This is a genomic window from Acinetobacter proteolyticus, from assembly GCF_000367945.1.
GTDB classification, from domain to species: domain Bacteria; phylum Pseudomonadota; class Gammaproteobacteria; order Pseudomonadales; family Moraxellaceae; genus Acinetobacter; species Acinetobacter proteolyticus.
Genome location: NZ_KB849179.1, coordinates 2323630 through 2341100 on the forward strand (window position 1 = coordinate 2323630; position 17471 = coordinate 2341100).

The following is a 17471-nucleotide window of genomic DNA, read 5'->3' on the forward strand; positions in this document are numbered from 1 at the left end:
AGGGAAAGCTCATCTCACCTTTCCCTTTTTTAAAAAATTCCTAAATAGAGTGCGTACAAGGTGAGATATCGTCCACCTTTGGCAATGGTCACAATCAACAAGAATCGCCAAAAGTTTTCTTTCATCAGCCCGGCAATCAAGGTAATGGGATCACCAATCACAGGAGTCCAACTCAGTAGCAACGAATAAAAACCATATTTATGATAAATCTGTTGTGCTTGCAGCAACCGTTGTTCTGAAACAGGAAACCATTTTTTATCTTTAAAATGTTCAATTTTTAGTCCAAGCCACCAATTCACACAGGAACCCAAGACATTACCAATGGTCGCAACCAAGATGAGATAAAAAGGATTGGATAAACCTTGTATTAGCAAGGTCAGTAATACCGCTTCAGACTGTAAAGGTAATAAGGTGGCAGCACCAAAGGCTGAGAGAAACAATAACAAATAAGACATCAAAACAAGGTTCTCTTAAACTCGGAGCCACACATCATCAAGAGTAGACCATATAACGTGAATGCTATGGATTCAAGGTTAATTTTGCCCAAGTCTCTTTGAGTATCTCCTGTGAAATATCAATCCGAAAAACGCTTTTAATGGTTTGTTCAAATTCATCAAAATTAGTTAACTCTTTTTTATTTGAGCCCCCTTTGCCATGCGTTCTTAAGACTCGATCTTTTAACGTGATCCGCATTTCGCTATTAGCAGTAGATAACATTAAATACTGAGTAAATAAGGATTCAGGAGAAGTCGAAATATACCAATTCGCCACCAAAGCATCGGCATCCGCAATGTGCTGTTCGGGATTAATTGCATAGACATTGATCCACTGATCATGAAGATAAACTTGCAGCATATATTGCATTTCTGTCAGCACAGCTAGATCCAAACCACTCTGTGCGGCTTCAACAAATCTAAACGGTTCTAGCGGTGTCAGCTGTGTTTCTCCGACCTGATCAAGTGATAAAACCGTGGTTGGGGTCATCCCACCAAACCCAGGATCATATAAAAATAAGTGCTGATTAATACAGACTAATGTGACCAAATGCGTGCGTACAGGCGTAGTGATCGGCGAGCTTTGATAATAGACCCGACCGAGTACATTATAAGCCTCATAGCCTAGTTCAGTGAGTACAACTCTGGTCAAGCTACTCTGTTCTAAACAATAGCCTTCACGTCCATCAAGCAATAATTTCTGAGCAAGTTGATTGGGTTCTAAGGAAACCTCCTCTCCAAGAAAAGAAGAAAAATTGCCAAAAGGAATCGTTTGCACATGAAGGTTTAACAAAAGCTTTAAATTTGCCAAAGTCGGCAAAAACTCACCTTCAAAACCAAGCTTTTTTAAATAAAGGGCTGATATTTGAGTTTGCATAATGCGTTATCTTTTTTGAACCTAAAGCATCCTAGCCTGAACATGCGTAGAGCAGATGAAAAATTACACAATTATAAAACTGCCCTGCTGACAGCCTTAAAGATAAGGTTTTGCCAAAAATTAATTTTTAGTTTTCGCTTTTTTAGATCGAATAGAAAAATACATAACTGAAAAAATGAATGGAAAAAGAAATAAGAGCCAAAATGTAAAATCAGATCTAATAATTTTTTGGTACAAGGTAAGTTGCATTTCACCCGCAGAAACCGCAGCCCAGTCAATAGATACAGTATGATCAAGATAGCTACATAACACTAAGGATAAACTTAAAAAACCCAACAAACCACCCTGTACTAGAATATGAATTTCTGGTCTCTAGCTGTAGCCAAGCAAAGAGTGTAGAAAATAAGAGCCCTAAAACAGTAATAAAAGCAAATACCAAAACCGCTAGATGACTCTCTGAATAGAGCTTTTGCAACTGAGCACAAAGGATTGCTGTAAGCAACAACAATCCCATCGCAATCGCCCAATGCTTTAAGTAGCTGTGTCGTCCAATACCTTGATTCATCCCACTTTGATCGACAAGGCTTTTTGTATCGCAGGGCGGGCCGTTAATCGTTCAATATAATCTTTCACATATGGATAGTCTTCAAGTTGAATGCCCTGCCATTCATAACGCAATGCCCAAGGTAGGATTGCCATATCTGCAATGGAATATTCGCCTGCCACAAACTTTTGACCAATTAACTGCTTATTTAAAACAGTATAAAGGCGTTTGGTTTCATTGATATAACGCTCAATGGCATAAGGAATCCGTTCGGGTGCAAACTTATTAAAGTGGTGATTTTGCCCCAGCATTGGACCAAACCCACCCATTTGCCACATCAACCATTGTTCTACCTCAACTCGTTCTTGTTCATCAGTCGGATAGAACAGACCTGTTTTTCGACCTAAATATTGCAAGATTGCGCCTGACTCAAACACTGAAATCGGTTCGCCTCGCGGACCATTTTGATCAACAATGGCTGGAATTTTATTATTTGGAGAGATTCTGAGAAAATCAGGTTGAAACTGATCATTTTCTAAAATATTGATTGGGAAAATCTGATATTCGAGTCCCATTTCCTCTAAAGCAATTGTTATTTTATGCCCATTGGGTGTACCCCAATAATATAAGTCAATCATTTATATTGTCCTGTTCATCATTATCTTGACTGTTGTTGCGTTATAGCACATTTCATCAATATCGATCAGCAAATAGGCACGAAAAGAAACAATAAAGCCGTGTTTTCAAAGATAATGTTGTAGATACTCAAGCTTGGCTTTCTAAAAATGCCTTAGCCTTTTCACCGACAAATTTACGGCCAGCATTGCTGCCATTGATCCATTCCTCGACAGAGAATAAATCAAACATTCCAACTTTAAATAAGGTCGGTACAGCTAAAATCAGTTCATCTTCGACCGCACCACGAACACCTGCATTATAGAGATTAATATTATGCAGCATGGTGGCTACCGTTCCAGTTTGAACACGACTACCATCTTTAAGTTTAACTTGGGGAAGGACCTCGCCTTCTTGCACCACTTTTTGATTAATTTCAGAGAGTTGTTCAGTACCTGTAATTGTTGACATATCATGTTCCTATTTTTAAGTTCTGAAAGATTTCATTTACCCTATCATATTTTGATTCAGATGCCTGTTGATGACACTTAGAAAATTTTTAATAAAATAATGCATTATTATAGACATAAAAAAGCACCGCCTATTGCGGTGCTTTTTCTAAGCAAAAATTACTTTTTCTTTTTCGGACCAAGTAACATGCCCATCTGACGGCCTTCCATCTTCGGCGCTTGTTCAACAACACCAAACTCAGCAACGTCAGCTTCAATTTTCTGTAATTGAGCTAAACCAAGCTGTTGGTGTGCCATCTCACGACCACGGAAACGCAAAGTGATTTTCACCTTATTTCCTTCTTCAAGGAAACGTAAAATTGCACGCAATTTTACTTGGTAATCACCTACGTCCGTCGCTGGACGTAACTTGATTTCTTTCACTTGCACTTGATGCTGTTTTTTCTTCGCATCTTTTTGCTTTTGTTTCAAGTCAAATAAGTGCTTGTTGTAGTCCATGATCTTACAAACAGGTGGTTCCGCATTAGCAACAATCTCAACAAGGTCAAGATTAGCTTCTTCTGCAGCACGCAATGCTTCATTTAATGAAACAACACCTTTTTGTTCCCCATCTGCAGCGACAAGGCGTACTTCTTTCGCACGGATCTCATCGTTAATTGCAGGACGGTTACTTTTAGCACCTTGTTGTTGGTTACGGTCAGGCTGTTTAATCTTTATTACTCCACGATATACCGGCCACGTTCGGCAACGGCAGATTTCACTAAGTCAATAAATGCATCTACTGACATAGTACCTAAATTTTTTCCTGAGCGAGTACGCACATTAACTGTACCTTCTTCAACTTCTCGATCACCAAGAACCAGAAGGTAAGGAATACGCTCTAGGGTACGCTCACGAATCTTAAATCCGATCTTTTCATTTCTCAAGTCAGAAATGGCACGAAGACCATTTTCTTTGAGTTTTGCGACCACCTGTTCACTTGCCTCAGCTTGTGAATCGGTAATATTCATGACACAAGCTTGAATTGGTGTGAGCCACGGCGGCATGAAACCCGCATAGTGTTCAATTAGTATACCAATAAAACGCTCGAAACTGCCAAGAATTGCACGATGCAACATGACGGGCTGATCACGATCATTGTCTTCAGTGACATAAGACGCGTCTAAACGGATTGGTAAGTTGAAGTCACACTGGATTGTACCGCACTGCCAGATACGGCCTAAGCAATCTTTCAATGAGAATTCAATTTTCGGGCCATAGAAGGCACCTTCGCCTGGTTGTAAGTCCCAAGCCAAGCCTGCATCATCCAAAGCATCTGCCAAAGATTTTTCAGCCAAGTCCCAAAGTGCATCATCACCCACACGTTTTTCTGGACGTGTAGACAATTTCATTTGCACATCTTCGAAGCCAAAGTCTTTATAAACATCTAAAGTCAGTTTAATAAAGTCAGCGACTTCTTTACCAATCTGTTCTTTGGTACAGAAGATATGTGCATCGTCTTGAGTAAAGCCGCGAACACGCATAATGCCATGTAAAGAACCTGATGGCTCATTACGGTGACAAGAACCAAACTCCGCCAAACGAATTGGTAAGTCACGGTAAGATTTCAAGCCTTGGTTAAATACTTGCACGTGACATGGGCAGTTCATTGGCTTCACTGCATAGTTACGGCTTTCTGAATGGGTCGTAAACATGTTTTCAGCATAGTTCGCCGCATGCCCAGACTTTTCCCACAAGGTGAAATCAACAATTTGCGGTGTCTTGATTTCTTGGTAACCATTGTCTTGCTGAACTTTACGCATGTATTGTTCAAGCACTTGGTAAATGGTCCAGCCGTTCGGATGCCAAAACACCATACCCGGTGCTTCTTCTTGCATGTGGAACAGGTCTAAAGCTTTACCAATTTTACGGTGGTCACGCTTTTCAGCTTCTTCAATACGTTTGATATAAGCAGCTAACTGCTTTTTATCCGCCCAAGCCGTACCATAAATACGCTGTAGCTGTTCATTCTTCGCATCACCACGCCAGTAAGCACCAGAGATTTTAGTGAGTTTGAATGATTTTAAGAATTTAGTGTTGGGTACATGCGGACCACGGCACATATCCAAATAATCCTGATGGTAGTACAAGCCCATTTGTGTTTCATTTGGCATGTCTGCAATCAGGCGCAACTTGTATTCTTCACCGCGTGCTGTGAATTCTGCAATCACTTCATCACGTGGAGTCATCTTTTTGATGACGTCATAATCTTGGTCGATGAGCTTTTTCATGCGCTCTTCAACAGCAGCCATATCATCCAAAGTAAATGGACGTGGCATCCAGATGTCGTAGTAGAAACCTTCTTCGATTACAGGACCGATCACCATTTTCGCTTCTGGGAACAATTGCTTAACCGCATGTCCGACCAAGTGCGCGCATGAATGGCGAATGATTTCTAAGCCTTCTTCATCTTTAGGGGTAATAATCTGAACTGTTGCATCTTCTGTGATTAAATCACAAGCATCCACCAAACGATCATTGATGCGACCTGCAACTGTATTTTTTGCAAGACCCGGACCAATGCTCTGAGCAAGTTCCATCACGGAAATCGGATGATCAAACTGTTTCTGATCACCATTTGGTAAAGTAATGATTGGCATAATAAAATCCTTAAGGAGTGATGCCCTATACGAAGGAGCATATCACCGCGAGATTATGTATTGAGGCGCGGCCTCAAAAGATAAAAAACGGCGGATAAAAAAGTATCCAAGATTTTACACGGGTTTAGCTGTGGATGAAACCTCTGAACCAGAAAAACCCAAGATCAGTCCAGATTCCTCTCCGACTAAAGCCTAAATGATTTAGACTCGATGACAGAATAATTTAGTGATCAATGAAAAGAACAGAAATGGAGCAAGACACATGGTGAGTGCATATGATCAATTACCCAAGACCCCAGCAAATTTTGTTGCCTTATCACCGTTACGTTATTTAGAGCGTGCGGCTTATATTTATCCGCAGCAAGCCGCGATTATTCATGGTGAACGTCAGATTACATGGCAACAGACTTATCAGCGTTGTCGTCAATTTGCACACCAGTTAAACAGTCTGGGCATTCAAAAGAACGATACCGTTTCAGCACTCTTACCGAATATTCCCGCCATGATCGAAGCACATTTTGCCGTGCCGATGGCGGGTGCGGTACTGAATACCCTGAATACCCGCCTTGATGCCAAGACCATTGCTTTTATGTTGCAGCATGCCGAAACCAAAGTCCTGCTGGTTGATCCTGAATTTCGTCAAGTGGCTGAAGAAGCGCTCACGCTTGTCTCACAAGACATTATTGTCATTGATGTCTTTGATTCTGAATTTGAGGGAGAACAAATTGCCCTTGGACAGTATGAATATGAATCATGGCTCGCTCATGGTGATCCTGAATTTGAATGGCTACTTCCACAAGATGAATGGGATGCGATTAGCCTGAGTTATACCTCGGGTACCACAGGCAACCCTAAAGGTGTGGTCTACCATCACCGTGGTGCTTATTTGAATGCCGCCAGTAATATCTTGGCTTGTGGCATGAAACCTCGTGCTACATACCTTTGGACCTTACCTCTATTTCATTGCAATGGTTGGTGCTTTGCTTGGTCAATTGCAGCCAGTGGTGGCACCAACATCTGTTTGCGCCGCGTCGATCCAGCATTGATCTTTCAATATATTGCAGCACATAAAGTAGATTATTTCTGTGGTGCACCGATTGTGCTGTCTATGCTGATCAATACACCAAGCGAACAGAAAACGGCATTTGAGCATGATGTTGAAGTCATGGTCGCAGGTGCTGCGCCGCCTGTAGCGATCATTGAAGGAATGCGCAATATCGGTATTAACGTCAATCATGTCTATGGTTTAACTGAGACCTACGGTCCTTCGGCCTTATGTGCTTCACAAGCAGGCTGGAGTGATTTATCCATTCAGGAGCAAGCACAACTACACTCACGCCAGGGTGTACCTTATCCGCTACAGGATAGTATGCGGGTACTTGATCCAGAAACCATGCAGCCCGTCCCCAATGATGGGCAGACTATGGGGGAAATCATGTTTCGTGGCAATATTGTCATGAAAGGCTATTTAAAGAATCCTCAAGCCACTGCAGAGGCCTTTAAAGGAGGATGGTTCCACACCGGAGATTTAGCCGTCAGCCATGCGGATGGCTACGCCAAAATCACAGATCGTTCCAAAGATATTATTATTTCAGGCGGCGAAAACATTTCATCTTTAGAAGTTGAAGATGTGCTATATCGCCATCCTGCGGTACTCACTGCTGCAGTGGTGGCTAAACCAGATGAGCGTTGGCAAGAAGTGCCCTGTGCCTTTATTGAACTCAAACAAGGTGCATCCGCCTCTGCCGACGAAATCATTGCACATTGCCAGAAAGAACTGGCTCGCTTCAAAGTCCCCAAAGATGTGGTGATTACTGAGATTCCCAAGACTTCGACAGGAAAATTGCAGAAATTTATTTTAAGGGAATGGGCCAAAGCACGAGCAAGCAGTGAGTTTGGCGGCTAAGTCCGCCCATAAAAAAAGAAGTTTCCTTGGAAACTTCTTTTAACATTCTAATTACTGTTCAGATAACAGCGCCACCTGTTGTACGTAGTTCACAAATTTGCGTTTCGAAGCCTCAAGCTCCTCTTCACTGACCTGTTGTTTCATATCACGGTGAATACGCAATACATGCTGACGTAAGGTATGACGTTCAGATGCATTAAACACTTTGCTAAATTCATTAATGATTGGATCACCTTGATCAATCATACGATCAACCCAACGCATCAACTGCATTTGTTTTTTCGCGCCTTGCTGCGGAGTGAGATAAGACAAAATCGTTGTCTCATCTTCATTGCGCAATAACTTACCAACACGTTGGAACTGACGACGACGTGCTTCAAATGAACTGATCTTTTGCACTTCAAGCAATGCATCAATTAAACGTTCATCGACAGGAAGCTTTTGAATCTGCTTAGGATTGAGTTGAGCCAACTGCTCACCCAAAGCGGCCATGCGTTGTACGGCTTTCTTTTGCTCGGTTCGACTTGCACGCCCGTCTAATGACTCAAAATCTTCATCGGTATAACGTTGGGGACCACGTGCCACTATTACTCTGCCTCATAAAATTTTGCTGCGAACAGCGTTTGAATTTCTTCCAGTGCCTTGTCTTCATCGGCACCTTCGATGACCAATCTTAATGTGGTGCCCTTACCCGCACCCAACATCAACAATGACATAATATTTTTTGCATCAACCAACTTATCGCCCTTGCCAATTTGGATCGAAGCACGAAACTTGGTTGTCACTTCAATCAGTTTACCAGATGCACGTGCATGTAAGCCGAGTTTATTAATTACATCAATTGTTGTGTCTATCATGACCAGTGCTTCATTTCTCTATGTAAGATTTGGACAGTCCATTTTGCCTCAAGGGCTTGTTTGAGTCTATCCACGATATAAACTGAACGATGCTGCCCACCGGTACATCCCACCGAAATGGTCATGTAATGGCGATGCCCTTCTGCAAAAGCAGGTAACCACTTTTCTAGGAAAGTGTAGATATCTTCAAACATCTCATTGGTTTGTTGACTACCTTCTAAAAAGCGGCGTACAGGTTCATCTAAACCTGAAAAACGGCGTAATTCTAAATCCCAATGCGGATTTGGTAAATGTCGTACGTCAAATACATAATCTGCATCCAGTGGAATACCATGCTTATAACCAAAGGACTGTAAAATGACGATCAAATTATCTGATTGTCCAAGTTTAGACAATAAAATATGTTTTAAATCATGAACACTTTTATCCGTTGTATCAATATGTACAGTAGAGCGGAATTGTATCGGAATTAAAAGCTGCTTCTCTTCCTGAATACACTGCAACAAGCTATTGAAGCGACTTGCCAAAGGATGAGGACGGCGTGATGCACTAAAACGTGTAATCAAGTCCTGATCTTGTGTGGTCAGATAAATAATATCAACTGTACCATGTCGCTGTAATTGCTGAAAAACATGATCAAATTCTTGCATATCAGCACGGGTACTTCGAATATCGACCCCAAGTGCGAGCTGCTCCAGATTATTTTCATGATCAAGTTTGGCCACAATTTCAGGCAATAACGCCAAAGGTAAGTTATCTATACAATAATAGCCCAAGTCTTCGAGCACTTGCAGTGCAGAGGATTTTCCTGAACCGGATTGACCTGTAACGATAAGAATACGCTTCATGGCGTTTTGCCCTTCATTTTTTATGTTTTAAAGTCGATTTGTAGGTTATCAATCAACCGGGTTGAACCAAGTTTGGCTGCAATAAATAGCACTAAGTTTTGGTCAAACTGTTGAATTGGTTGCAAGTTGGTTTGTCGAGCCTCCACATAATCCACAACAAAACCTGCTTGTGTCAATTGAGCAGAGATATTTTCTAACACTTGTGACAAAGCTTGCCCTTCATGTAACTGCTGTTCGGCTTGTTTGAGCAATTGGTAAATCGTCGGTGCAGTCGCACGTTGCTGTTCAGTCAAATAGCCATTCCGCGAGCTTAAAGCAAGACCATCTTCAGCACGGACAATCGGTACGCCAATCACTTCCAATGGCATATTCAAGTCTTTTACTAGCTGACGAATCACGGCCAATTGCTGATAGTCCTTTTGACCAAAGAAAGCAAAATCAGGTTGGACGATATTGAATAGTTTGGTCACCACAACCGCAACACCATCAAAATGACCTGGACGCGATTTTCCACACAGGTCATCCGTGATTTGACCCACACTGATATTAGTCAAACGTGGTTGCGTACCATACATTTGCTCAACCGTTGGGGCAAAAATAATATCGCAGCCGACATCCGCCAATAGACGGCTATCTTGCTCTAAAGTACGTGGGTAGCTATCAAAATCTTCACCAGCACCAAACTGAATTGGATTAACGAAAATACTCACCACCACGACATCACACAGTTTTTTTGCTTCACGCACCAAAGTCAAATGACCTTCGTGCAAATTCCCCATAGTCGGCACAAAACCAATCAACTTTTTTGAACTGCGCGCAGGTGCAAGTGATGCAGTTAAGCCTTGTATTGTTGTTTCAGTTTTCATGAATTAAAGCTCAACTTGGAAAGTATGTTCCTTGGCTGGGAACGACTGATCTTGCACTGCAGCATGATACGATTTAAACGCATCGACAATCGCAGTTTCACCCGCTTGTTCTTTCATAAAGTTGCGAACAAAACGTGCTACACGACCAAAGGTCAAACCGAGCATGTCCTGTACCACCAGTACTTGACCATCAGTTTCATTGCCCGCGCCAATCCCGATCACAGGCGTATTCGGGAATAATTCAGCAATTTCTTTGCCCAGCTGAGCTGGAACACATTCAAGCAATAATACCGCAGCGCCTGCATCAACTACTGCTTGGCAATCAGCAATCAATTGATCTGCTGCTTCACGTGTTCTTGCTTGAAGCTTATAACCACCAAACACATGCACAGATTGCGGTGTTAGGCCTAAATGTACACATACTGGAATACCATTACGGGTTAATACCGTCACCAATTCACTAAGCCAAGCCCCACCTTCAATCTTGACCATTTGTGCGCCGACTTGCATCACCGTCTTGGCATTTTTCAAGCCATCTTCAAGTGTTGCATAGCTCATAAATGGTAAATCAGTCATGATTAAGGCATGCGCATTACCACGGCGTACCGCAGCAGTATGGTAAGCCATATCTTCAACTGTGACAGGAAGTGTAGAGTCTCTGCCTTGAATCGCCATTCCTAGAGAGTCACCGATTAAAATCGTATCAATTTCAGCCAATTCCATAGCTTTAGCCATACTTGCATCATAGCAAGTAAGACATGAGAACTTGCGTCCTTCGGCTTTAAACTTTCTTAAGTCACTTAGACTAATCATGATGATGTCCTCTACAGGCGTTTCCAGAACGAAACAGTCTTAAGCGGTTGCCCAAGACTGGTCTGCTATTACAGTCAAGTTTGCTTGCTGCACCAGTTCTAAATCTTTTAATGAATGACCATTCAATTGCAAATGAGCATCTAAATCCAATAAGGGAAGCAATACAAAATCACGTTGCAGAATACCGATATGCGGTACGGTCAAACGTTCATTTTGGATCTGCTCTTGACCATAGATTAATAAATCCAGATCAAGGGTACGTTCTCCCCAACGTCGTAAACGGACACGCCCAGACTCTTGCTCAAATTGTTGTAATTGATCAAGCAAAGCAAGTGGTGCTAGTGTGGTGTCCAGTTGAACAACAGCATTTAAATAATGAGGTTGATCTTGCGGCCCCATCGGCGGACTTTGATATAGTCGCGATACCTGTACAGCTCCCAAGCTCGCAAGCTTCGCAACAGCTTCGCTCAGAATCTGCCGCGAATCGCCTAAGTTACTGCCTAGACCGATATAAGTACGAATGGTCATTGTGTTGGCCCAAAAACCACTTGGCTGAGATCACGTTGTACACGTTTACGCTTGAGGATCGGATGATCGGCATTCACTGAACCTGTAGTCGCTTTTTCAATGAAACGACTGCTTGATTCATCCGCTCTGACCCGTTCTTTCTTGGCACGGCGGCTTCGTGGCTCAGGTACATTCACCAAAGGTTCAATTTCAGCAGTCTTCGGCTCATCAACTTCAACAGCCTTACGACGTGTCTTACTACGTTGGCGGTTGTATTGACGAATCACTGCTTCTTTTTGATCCGTGCTCATTTCTTGGTAGGCTTCCCACCAAACGCCCATGCCTTCAGTACTGCTATCGCCTGATTTCTCACGTAACAGCAAGAAGTCAAAGCCTGCACGGAAACGTGCATGGCCAGCCAAAGCTTCAATTTGCTGTGGCTTTGGATTAAGCAAACGAGTTTGCATTTCCCAAACTTCACGAATAAAGGTTTCAGCAAAGCGCGGAATGATGGTTCGCGTCGCTTGACGTTTCAACACATCCAAACCTGCTTGTGCACGCGCTTCCGCAGGCACGACACCTTTGTTCAAATAGAAATCACAGCGTTCCAAGAAAGGCTTCCATAACAACACCGCATAGAAAAATGCAGGATTGATGGTTTTCCCAATTTGAATCCGTTGATCGGTATTACGCGCTGCACGGTCAATAAAAGCGGTCAGGTTCGGTGGAATTTCAGCAAACAGCTGTTTCCAAACACCAAACTCAATCAACATCGGTAATACACGGGTGAGGTGCCCCATGGTGAATAGCTTTTGCGACTCATCATATAAACGATGTGGCGAGACATCACGCAACAGCTGCGTCATCTCCGGATCAAAAACATCAAGAATCGATTGATCGATCTGGAAATTTAATTTTGCTGCAAAACGCAAAGCACGTAACATCCGCACAGGATCTTCTTCAAAACGCTGTGCTGGTTCACCCAAGAAACGTAAGGTACGGCTATTGATATCATCCACCGCATGGCAGAAATCAAGCACGATGCCTTTACGTGGCTGGTAATACAAGGTATTGATCGAAAAATCTCGACGAGCAAAGTCTTGCTCAATCGTTCCCCAGTTATTATCACGAAGAATCATCCCAGATGCACTGGTGACTGCTTTTTTCGGTGGGGCACGGAAGGTCGCGACTTCAATCAGTTCGCGACCAGAATATACATGTGCTAACTCAAAACGTCGTCCGATAATTCGGCAACGTCGACCAAAAACCTCTTTCACTTGGGCTGGTGTAGCATTAGTAACCGCGTCAAAATCCTTTGGATTAAGACCTAACATCATGTCTCGAACACCACCGCCCACAATATATGCCTCGTAGCCTGCTTTAGTCAGACTATCGATCACATCTAAAATTGAGGAAGGAAGTTGAGTTGTGGACAAACCACATTTTGACGCACGCAAAGTTTGCAAAAGACACTGTCTCCTACGTCAGGACGTAAATAACAATTTGTCGCTAATCATAGCTCTAACACACTCAAAGGGCAATTTATTCTGTTGAAGTTTCAATAGATCAGTATCCCAAATGAATAACTACATCTCATTTTTTCACTTATAACATGAGCCTTACTCGGTTTTTATCAAGTAATTTAGGTCCTATGCCTTTGATGTTCAATAACTCATCAACACTTTTAAAAGCCCCATTTTTTTGACGATATTCCATAATCGCCTGAGCTTTTTTCTCCCCAACCCCACTCAAGCTTTGCAACTGCTGCAAATTCGCTTGGTTCAAGCTTATTTTATCGCCCTGAATATTTACAGATGATGAATTTTGCTTTGAAGCTTGTTGCTGCGTTGGTCGGGCTAAGTAATAGTTATTGTTTGCTTGCTTGGCCAATTGCTGATCATGTGTTTGCTGCTGTGCCTTCCACTGCTGATAAGATTGGTCAAACTGCTGTGCATGGAGGTGTGAAACACCTCCCAAGCAGAGAATGAAGCCTATAAAAAAATTAAGATTGCTGCGGAGATGCGGCAACTTCATTGTCTTTCTCCTGATATTTTAATTGTCGTTTTGCTTGCTCCCAAAGTTCGTCCATTTCTGCCAAACTCATTGCTTGCAAGTCTTTCTGCTGTCGTTGCGCTTGTTGTTCAATAAAAGCAAAACGGCTTCTAAATTTATGAATCGTTGCCAACAAAGCGGTCTCACTCGACAGCCCAAGTTTACGTCCAACATTGATCAAAGAAAATAGACAATCACCAAATTCTTCTTGGATTTCATCGGCTTTTTGATTGTTAATGGCTTGCTGTAACTCGGCTAATTCCTCATCCAATTTGCCATAGGCATCTTCAACTGTTTCAAAATCAAAACCGAGCTGTGCGGCTTTGCTTTGGATCTCATGTGCCTGTACCAAGGCTGGCGCATGTTTTACCTCATCCAAGCGTGATTGTACTTTGCCTTGCTTTTCTTGTTGCTTGATTTGTTTCCATAATGCACTGACCTGTTCAGGATCTAGATTTTGATATTGTTCTGCCTGAAATACATGTGGATGACGGCGAATGAGCTTTTCACTGATTGCATCCACCACGCCCTGAAAGTCAAATGCCCCTTGCTCGCTGAACATTTGCGCTTGAAACACCACTTGCAAAAGCAAGTCACCCAGCTCATTGCGAATTTCCTCAACATCACCGACACGAATTGCAGCTTCGACCTCATAAGCTTCTTCAATCGCATATCGTGTCAAACTCTCTGGCGTTTGTTGCTGATCCCATGGACACTTCTGTCTTAACTCCTGCATGATTGCCAATAACTTTTCCATGATCACCTCAATATTGAATACAGCCAAATAGTTGCAGCTCGAACAAGCTTATGCGTAATATACACGCACGCAAAAAGTATCAATATAAAGCAAGGGAATGCAATGCAATATAGTGTTTTTATTAGTGGGGCCGCACAAGGAATTGGTGCCGAAATCGCACGTCTTTTTCATCAAAAAGGCTTTAAAGTGGGTATTTATGACATCAATGAAGCGCAGGCACAGGCTCTAGCTGCCGAACTTGGAACGCATGCCAAAGCTGGCTATCTCGACGTGAGTAATCAGCGCCAGTGGCAGATCGCATTGCAAGAATTTAAGAATTGGGCGGGTGAACTCAACATTTTGATTAACAATGCAGGAATTCTCTATTCTGGCGCATTTGAAGATACTCCGATCCAATCGCATCACCGCACCATTGATATTAATGTTAAGGGTGTTCTCAATGGCTGTCACACTGCCCTAGCACATCTACAACAAGCCAGCTTTGCCCGAGTGATTAACCTGTCCTCAGCATCCGCGATTTATGGTCAAGCTGATTTAGCATCTTACTCTGCCAGCAAATTTGCAGTTCGGGGTTTAACCGAAGCTTTGGATGTCGAATGGCAAAAATACAATATTCGTGTTTTAGACGTCATGCCACTGTTTGTACAAACCAACATGGTCAAAGATATGGATGCAGGAAGTATTCAAAATATTGGTGTGGATCTCACTCCTGCCGATGTCGCAAAACAAGTGCTGCATTTGGCGCAACAAAAAGACCATGCCTTGCTTCCAACCCACACCCCTGTTGGGATAAAAACCAAACTGATGTATCAGCTCTCCAGCATGAGCCCGCAATTTTTAAATCGTCTCACCAATATCTTTTTAGCGAAACGTTAGATAAAAAAGCTGCATCGATATGCAGCTTTTTTATGCTTATGCTCTAGCTTCCTTGAACCAAACGTCTGGCACTGATAATCCCGGGTTGTTGCTCTAAACGAGCCAGCAAACGTGACAGTTGTGCCAAACCTTTGACTTCAATCAACAACTTCATATTGGCAATACCATCTGCCTCAGAAATGGTATTGACCTGACGAATATTGATTTGGTCTGAGAATATCACCTGTGTCAGATCTTTGAGTAAACCACGACGATCATAAGCTTCCACCACGATCTGCACACTCTGACCGCGGGTGGGTTGCATTTCCCAATCGGCTTCAACAGCACGCTCAGGTTCTTGCGTGGTCATACGTAAGTAATCTGGACATGCAATCTTATGGATACTGACACCACGATTCAGGGTGATATAGCCACCAATCGACTCGCCATGTACAGGCTGACAACATTGTGCAATATGCAACTCAACATTATCCAACCCATCAATCAAAATCCCATGTGCCGATAACGTATGGCTGGCACGTGGATTTAACGCAGGTTTTAACACCAGTTCTGGCTCGTCCTGATCTAAGTGCATCTGACGATTTACTTGATTCATCAAGGCATGCAGACTGATATCACCACTGACCAATGCAACCAGAATGTCATCGCCTGCTTTCAGATTAAAATGCGATGAATAATCTTTCAGGTCGATACTTTTCGGGTGAATTGCTAAACGGGCCAACTCTTTATTGAGTAACTCACGCCCAACTTCAACATTCTTACTGCGATCTTGTTGTCTAAACCAATGACGTAGCTTGTCACGTGCACGTGCGGTCTTGATATAACCCAAAGAGTTCACCAACCAGTCACGGTTCGGTTCACGATCTTTCTTGGTTAAAATCTCAACCTGCTCACCTGTCTTTAAGGTGTAGGTTAAAGGCACATAACGTTGGTTCACGCGTGCTGCATAGCACTTATTGCCGACTTCGGTATGTACATGGTACGCAAAGTCTAGAACGGTTGAACCACGTGGCAGTTCTTTGATGTCTCCATCACGGCTAAACACATAGATCTTTTCAAAATTCTCAAAATCTTGAATTTGATCAATGCCATTCGATTCTTCATCTTCACCATGCGGTGTGGTTTCAGTACGCTCTTGATAATGCTCAAGCACAGCACGTAATGAATGCAAACGATCATTAAAGGAATGATCGGTATTCTTAGCACCTTCTTTATAATTAAAGTGCGAGCACACCCCAAGCTCTGCTTCGTTATGCATCTCAAAGGTACGGATTTGTACTTCTAAAGACTTATTCTCAGCAATCACTGCGGTATGCAATGAACGATAACCATTGGCTTTCGGATTGGTGACATAGTCATCAAACTGGTTCGGAATATGACGCCATATCTGATGTACAATCCCCAAAGCGTGATAACAATCTGGAACACTTTTCACCAACACACGCACTGCACGGATATCGTAAAGCTGATCGAAGCTCAGATTTTTGCTTTTCATTTTTCGATAAATCGAATAAATGTGCTTCACGCGCCCGGTGATTTCAGCCTGAATATCATAAGCCGCCAGTTCTGTTTTCAATTTGTCGATGACAAACTGAATGTACTGCTCACGTTCCAAACGCTTCTCATTGAGCAAAGAGGCAATCTCTTTATAGCGTTCTGGGGCTAAATAACGAAAGGCGAGATCTTCCAACTCCCACTTGAGCTGGGCAATCCCTAAACGATGTGCCAGTGGTGAATAAATGGTGAGAATTTCACGTGCAACACGTTCCTGACGTTCTTTACTTGCGGCTGCCAATTCACGCAGTGCATAGGTTCGCTCTGCCAGTTTGATCAATACAACCCGCACGTCTTCCGTCACCGAAATCAGCATTTTATAAATGCCATTTAAGTGTTCACGCTGGTTATTATTAAAATGATCTTCTAAACGTTTGTTTTTTTCAATCAACTCCGACAGTTTACCCATTGCAAGTGTGCCTTTCACCAGACCCAAAACTTGCTCGCCAAACTGATGCTGAATGTCCTCTAAGGTGATCAAACCCTCACGTACACTCCGATATAACACCGCCGCTGAAAGCGTGTCTTCATCGACATGTAAATGGGCCAAAATATCCGCCATACCAATCCCGGTACTAAAGGTATTGATACGATGATTTCCCGTCGCTTGTAACTCTTTTGCTAAGGTCAGCTCCGCAACCTGTTGAAGTTGCTTCAGCTCTGCCCCATCCAAAATACCACGCACTCGATCTAGCCAAGAGACTAGACTACTTTGCGCTTCAGCGGCATGTTCTACAGTCGCTTCCTCAGACAACTCTTGGAGTCGTCCAGGTAACTGCTCACGTACTGTGACCAT

18 protein-coding genes and 1 pseudogene are annotated in these 17471 nt (G+C 42.8%); 2 read left to right on the top strand and 17 right to left on the bottom strand.

Annotation, left to right across the window (positions count from 1 at the left end; translation table 11 throughout):
* Window positions 1-29: 29 nt before the first annotated feature.
* The 7 genes and pseudogenes from F993_RS06245 to thrS all read right to left on the bottom strand — a co-directional run bounded on the left by F993_RS06245 (window position 30) and on the right by thrS (window position 5639).
* Complete coding sequence (locus F993_RS06245; protein ID WP_004655658.1) at window positions 30-455, bottom strand: YqaA family protein; 426 nt, start codon at window positions 453-455, stop codon at window positions 30-32.
* 64 nt (window positions 456-519) lie between these two features.
* Complete coding sequence (locus F993_RS06240; protein WP_004655660.1) at window positions 520-1371, bottom strand: arylamine N-acetyltransferase family protein; 852 nt, start codon at window positions 1369-1371, stop codon at window positions 520-522.
* A gap of 120 nt (window positions 1372-1491) precedes the next feature.
* Window positions 1492-1936, bottom strand: a pseudogene (locus tag F993_RS20810) (hypothetical protein).
* A complete protein-coding gene (locus F993_RS06235) occupies window positions 1933-2553 on the bottom strand; it encodes a glutathione S-transferase N-terminal domain-containing protein (protein ID WP_004655665.1) in 621 nt (206 codons plus the stop codon). Before F993_RS06235 ends, F993_RS20810 begins: the two are co-directional and overlap by 4 nt.
* A gap of 127 nt (window positions 2554-2680) precedes the next feature.
* The gene (locus F993_RS06230; protein WP_004655667.1) at window positions 2681-3001 is read right to left on the bottom strand and encodes a DUF7709 family protein; all 321 of its coding nucleotides are present in this window, start codon (window positions 2999-3001) and stop codon (window positions 2681-2683) included.
* 158 nt (window positions 3002-3159) lie between these two features.
* On the bottom strand, window positions 3160-3711 hold the full coding sequence (gene infC, locus F993_RS06225) for a translation initiation factor IF-3 (protein ID WP_079281829.1): 552 nt from the start codon (window positions 3709-3711) through the stop codon (window positions 3160-3162).
* Between the two features lie 5 nt (window positions 3712-3716).
* Entirely contained in the window at window positions 3717-5639 is a 1923-nt protein-coding gene (gene thrS / locus F993_RS06220) for a threonine--tRNA ligase (RefSeq protein WP_004655671.1), read from the bottom strand.
* Window positions 5640-5901: 262 nt separating this feature from the next.
* Between thrS and F993_RS06215 the strand changes: the two genes are divergently transcribed.
* Window positions 5902-7545: an acyl-CoA synthetase gene (locus F993_RS06215; RefSeq protein WP_004655673.1), complete on the top strand. Its 1644-nt coding sequence runs from the start codon at window positions 5902-5904 to the stop codon at window positions 7543-7545.
* 51 nt (window positions 7546-7596) lie between these two features.
* Here F993_RS06215 and yjgA read toward each other — a convergent pair whose 3' ends face one another.
* The 9 genes from yjgA to mazG form a co-directional block, all read right to left on the bottom strand.
* Window positions 7597-8130, bottom strand: coding sequence for a ribosome biogenesis factor YjgA (gene yjgA / locus F993_RS06210; protein WP_004655675.1), 534 nt, complete (start codon window positions 8128-8130; stop codon window positions 7597-7599).
* Window positions 8131-8132: 2 nt separating this feature from the next.
* Window positions 8133-8402 carry an HPr family phosphocarrier protein gene (locus tag F993_RS06205; RefSeq protein ID WP_004655677.1) on the bottom strand — a complete coding sequence of 90 codons (270 nt, stop codon included), beginning with the start codon at window positions 8400-8402 and terminating at the stop codon, window positions 8133-8135.
* Complete coding sequence (gene rapZ / locus F993_RS06200; protein ID WP_004655679.1) at window positions 8399-9250, bottom strand: RNase adapter RapZ; 852 nt, start codon at window positions 9248-9250, stop codon at window positions 8399-8401. Before rapZ ends, F993_RS06205 begins: the two co-directional genes overlap by 4 nt.
* A gap of 20 nt (window positions 9251-9270) precedes the next feature.
* On the bottom strand, window positions 9271-10116 hold the full coding sequence (gene panC, locus F993_RS06195; protein ID WP_004655681.1) for a pantoate--beta-alanine ligase: 846 nt from the start codon (window positions 10114-10116) through the stop codon (window positions 9271-9273).
* Between the two features lie 3 nt (window positions 10117-10119).
* Window positions 10120-10929 (bottom strand): 3-methyl-2-oxobutanoate hydroxymethyltransferase, encoded by an 810-nt coding sequence (gene panB / locus F993_RS06190; protein ID WP_004655682.1) that lies wholly within the window; start codon window positions 10927-10929, stop codon window positions 10120-10122.
* A 39-nt stretch (window positions 10930-10968) separates the two neighbouring features.
* On the bottom strand, window positions 10969-11457 hold the full coding sequence (folK, locus tag F993_RS06185; protein WP_004655684.1) for a 2-amino-4-hydroxy-6-hydroxymethyldihydropteridine diphosphokinase: 489 nt from the start codon (window positions 11455-11457) through the stop codon (window positions 10969-10971).
* On the bottom strand, window positions 11454-12902 hold the full coding sequence (pcnB, locus tag F993_RS06180) for a polynucleotide adenylyltransferase PcnB (protein ID WP_004655686.1): 1449 nt from the start codon (window positions 12900-12902) through the stop codon (window positions 11454-11456). The genes folK and pcnB overlap by 4 nt, the downstream gene beginning before the upstream one ends.
* Before the next feature lie 139 nt (window positions 12903-13041).
* Window positions 13042-13470 (bottom strand): ComEA family DNA-binding protein, encoded by a 429-nt coding sequence (locus tag F993_RS06175; RefSeq protein WP_004655688.1) that lies wholly within the window; start codon window positions 13468-13470, stop codon window positions 13042-13044.
* A complete protein-coding gene (mazG, locus tag F993_RS06170) occupies window positions 13439-14245 on the bottom strand; it encodes a nucleoside triphosphate pyrophosphohydrolase (RefSeq protein WP_004655690.1) in 807 nt (268 codons plus the stop codon). Before mazG ends, F993_RS06175 begins: the two co-directional genes overlap by 32 nt.
* A 102-nt stretch (window positions 14246-14347) precedes the next feature.
* On the opposite strand from mazG, the gene F993_RS06165 reads away from it, so the two are divergent.
* Window positions 14348-15121, top strand: coding sequence for an SDR family oxidoreductase (locus F993_RS06165; protein WP_004655692.1), 774 nt, complete (start codon window positions 14348-14350; stop codon window positions 15119-15121).
* A gap of 43 nt (window positions 15122-15164) precedes the next feature.
* Here F993_RS06165 and F993_RS06160 read toward each other — a convergent pair whose 3' ends face one another.
* Window positions 15165-17471, bottom strand: a complete 2307-nt coding sequence (locus F993_RS06160) for a RelA/SpoT family protein (RefSeq protein WP_004655695.1) — start codon at window positions 17469-17471, stop codon at window positions 15165-15167.

Excerpts from the sequence above, each read along its gene's own strand:
- F993_RS06215 (WP_004655673.1), top strand. The coding sequence starts at position 5,902 with ATGGTGAGTGCATATGATCAATTACCCAAGACCCCAGCAAATTTTGTT.
- F993_RS06205 (WP_004655677.1), bottom strand. The coding sequence starts at position 8,402 with ATGATAGACACAACAATTGATGTAATTAATAAACTCGGCTTACATGCA.
- F993_RS06230 (WP_004655667.1), bottom strand. The coding sequence starts at position 3,001 with ATGTCAACAATTACAGGTACTGAACAACTCTCTGAAATTAATCAAAAA.
- panB (WP_004655682.1), bottom strand. The coding sequence starts at position 10,929 with ATGATTAGTCTAAGTGACTTAAGAAAGTTTAAAGCCGAAGGACGCAAG.
- rapZ (WP_004655679.1), bottom strand. The coding sequence starts at position 9,250 with ATGAAGCGTATTCTTATCGTTACAGGTCAATCCGGTTCAGGAAAATCC.
- panC (WP_004655681.1), bottom strand. The coding sequence starts at position 10,116 with ATGAAAACTGAAACAACAATACAAGGCTTAACTGCATCACTTGCACCT.
- F993_RS06175 (WP_004655688.1), bottom strand. The coding sequence starts at position 13,470 with ATGAAGTTGCCGCATCTCCGCAGCAATCTTAATTTTTTTATAGGCTTC.
- F993_RS06245 (WP_004655658.1), bottom strand. The coding sequence starts at position 455 with ATGTCTTATTTGTTATTGTTTCTCTCAGCCTTTGGTGCTGCCACCTTA.
- mazG (WP_004655690.1), bottom strand. The coding sequence starts at position 14,245 with ATGGAAAAGTTATTGGCAATCATGCAGGAGTTAAGACAGAAGTGTCCA.
- F993_RS06240 (WP_004655660.1), bottom strand. The coding sequence starts at position 1,371 with ATGCAAACTCAAATATCAGCCCTTTATTTAAAAAAGCTTGGTTTTGAA.
- F993_RS06160 (WP_004655695.1), bottom strand. The coding sequence starts at position 17,471 with ATGGTCACAGTACGTGAGCAGTTACCTGGACGACTCCAAGAGTTGTCT.
- thrS (WP_004655671.1), bottom strand. The coding sequence starts at position 5,639 with ATGCCAATCATTACTTTACCAAATGGTGATCAGAAACAGTTTGATCAT.
- F993_RS06235 (WP_004655665.1), bottom strand. The coding sequence starts at position 2,553 with ATGATTGACTTATATTATTGGGGTACACCCAATGGGCATAAAATAACA.
- folK (WP_004655684.1), bottom strand. The coding sequence starts at position 11,457 with ATGACCATTCGTACTTATATCGGTCTAGGCAGTAACTTAGGCGATTCG.
- F993_RS06165 (WP_004655692.1), top strand. The coding sequence starts at position 14,348 with ATGCAATATAGTGTTTTTATTAGTGGGGCCGCACAAGGAATTGGTGCC.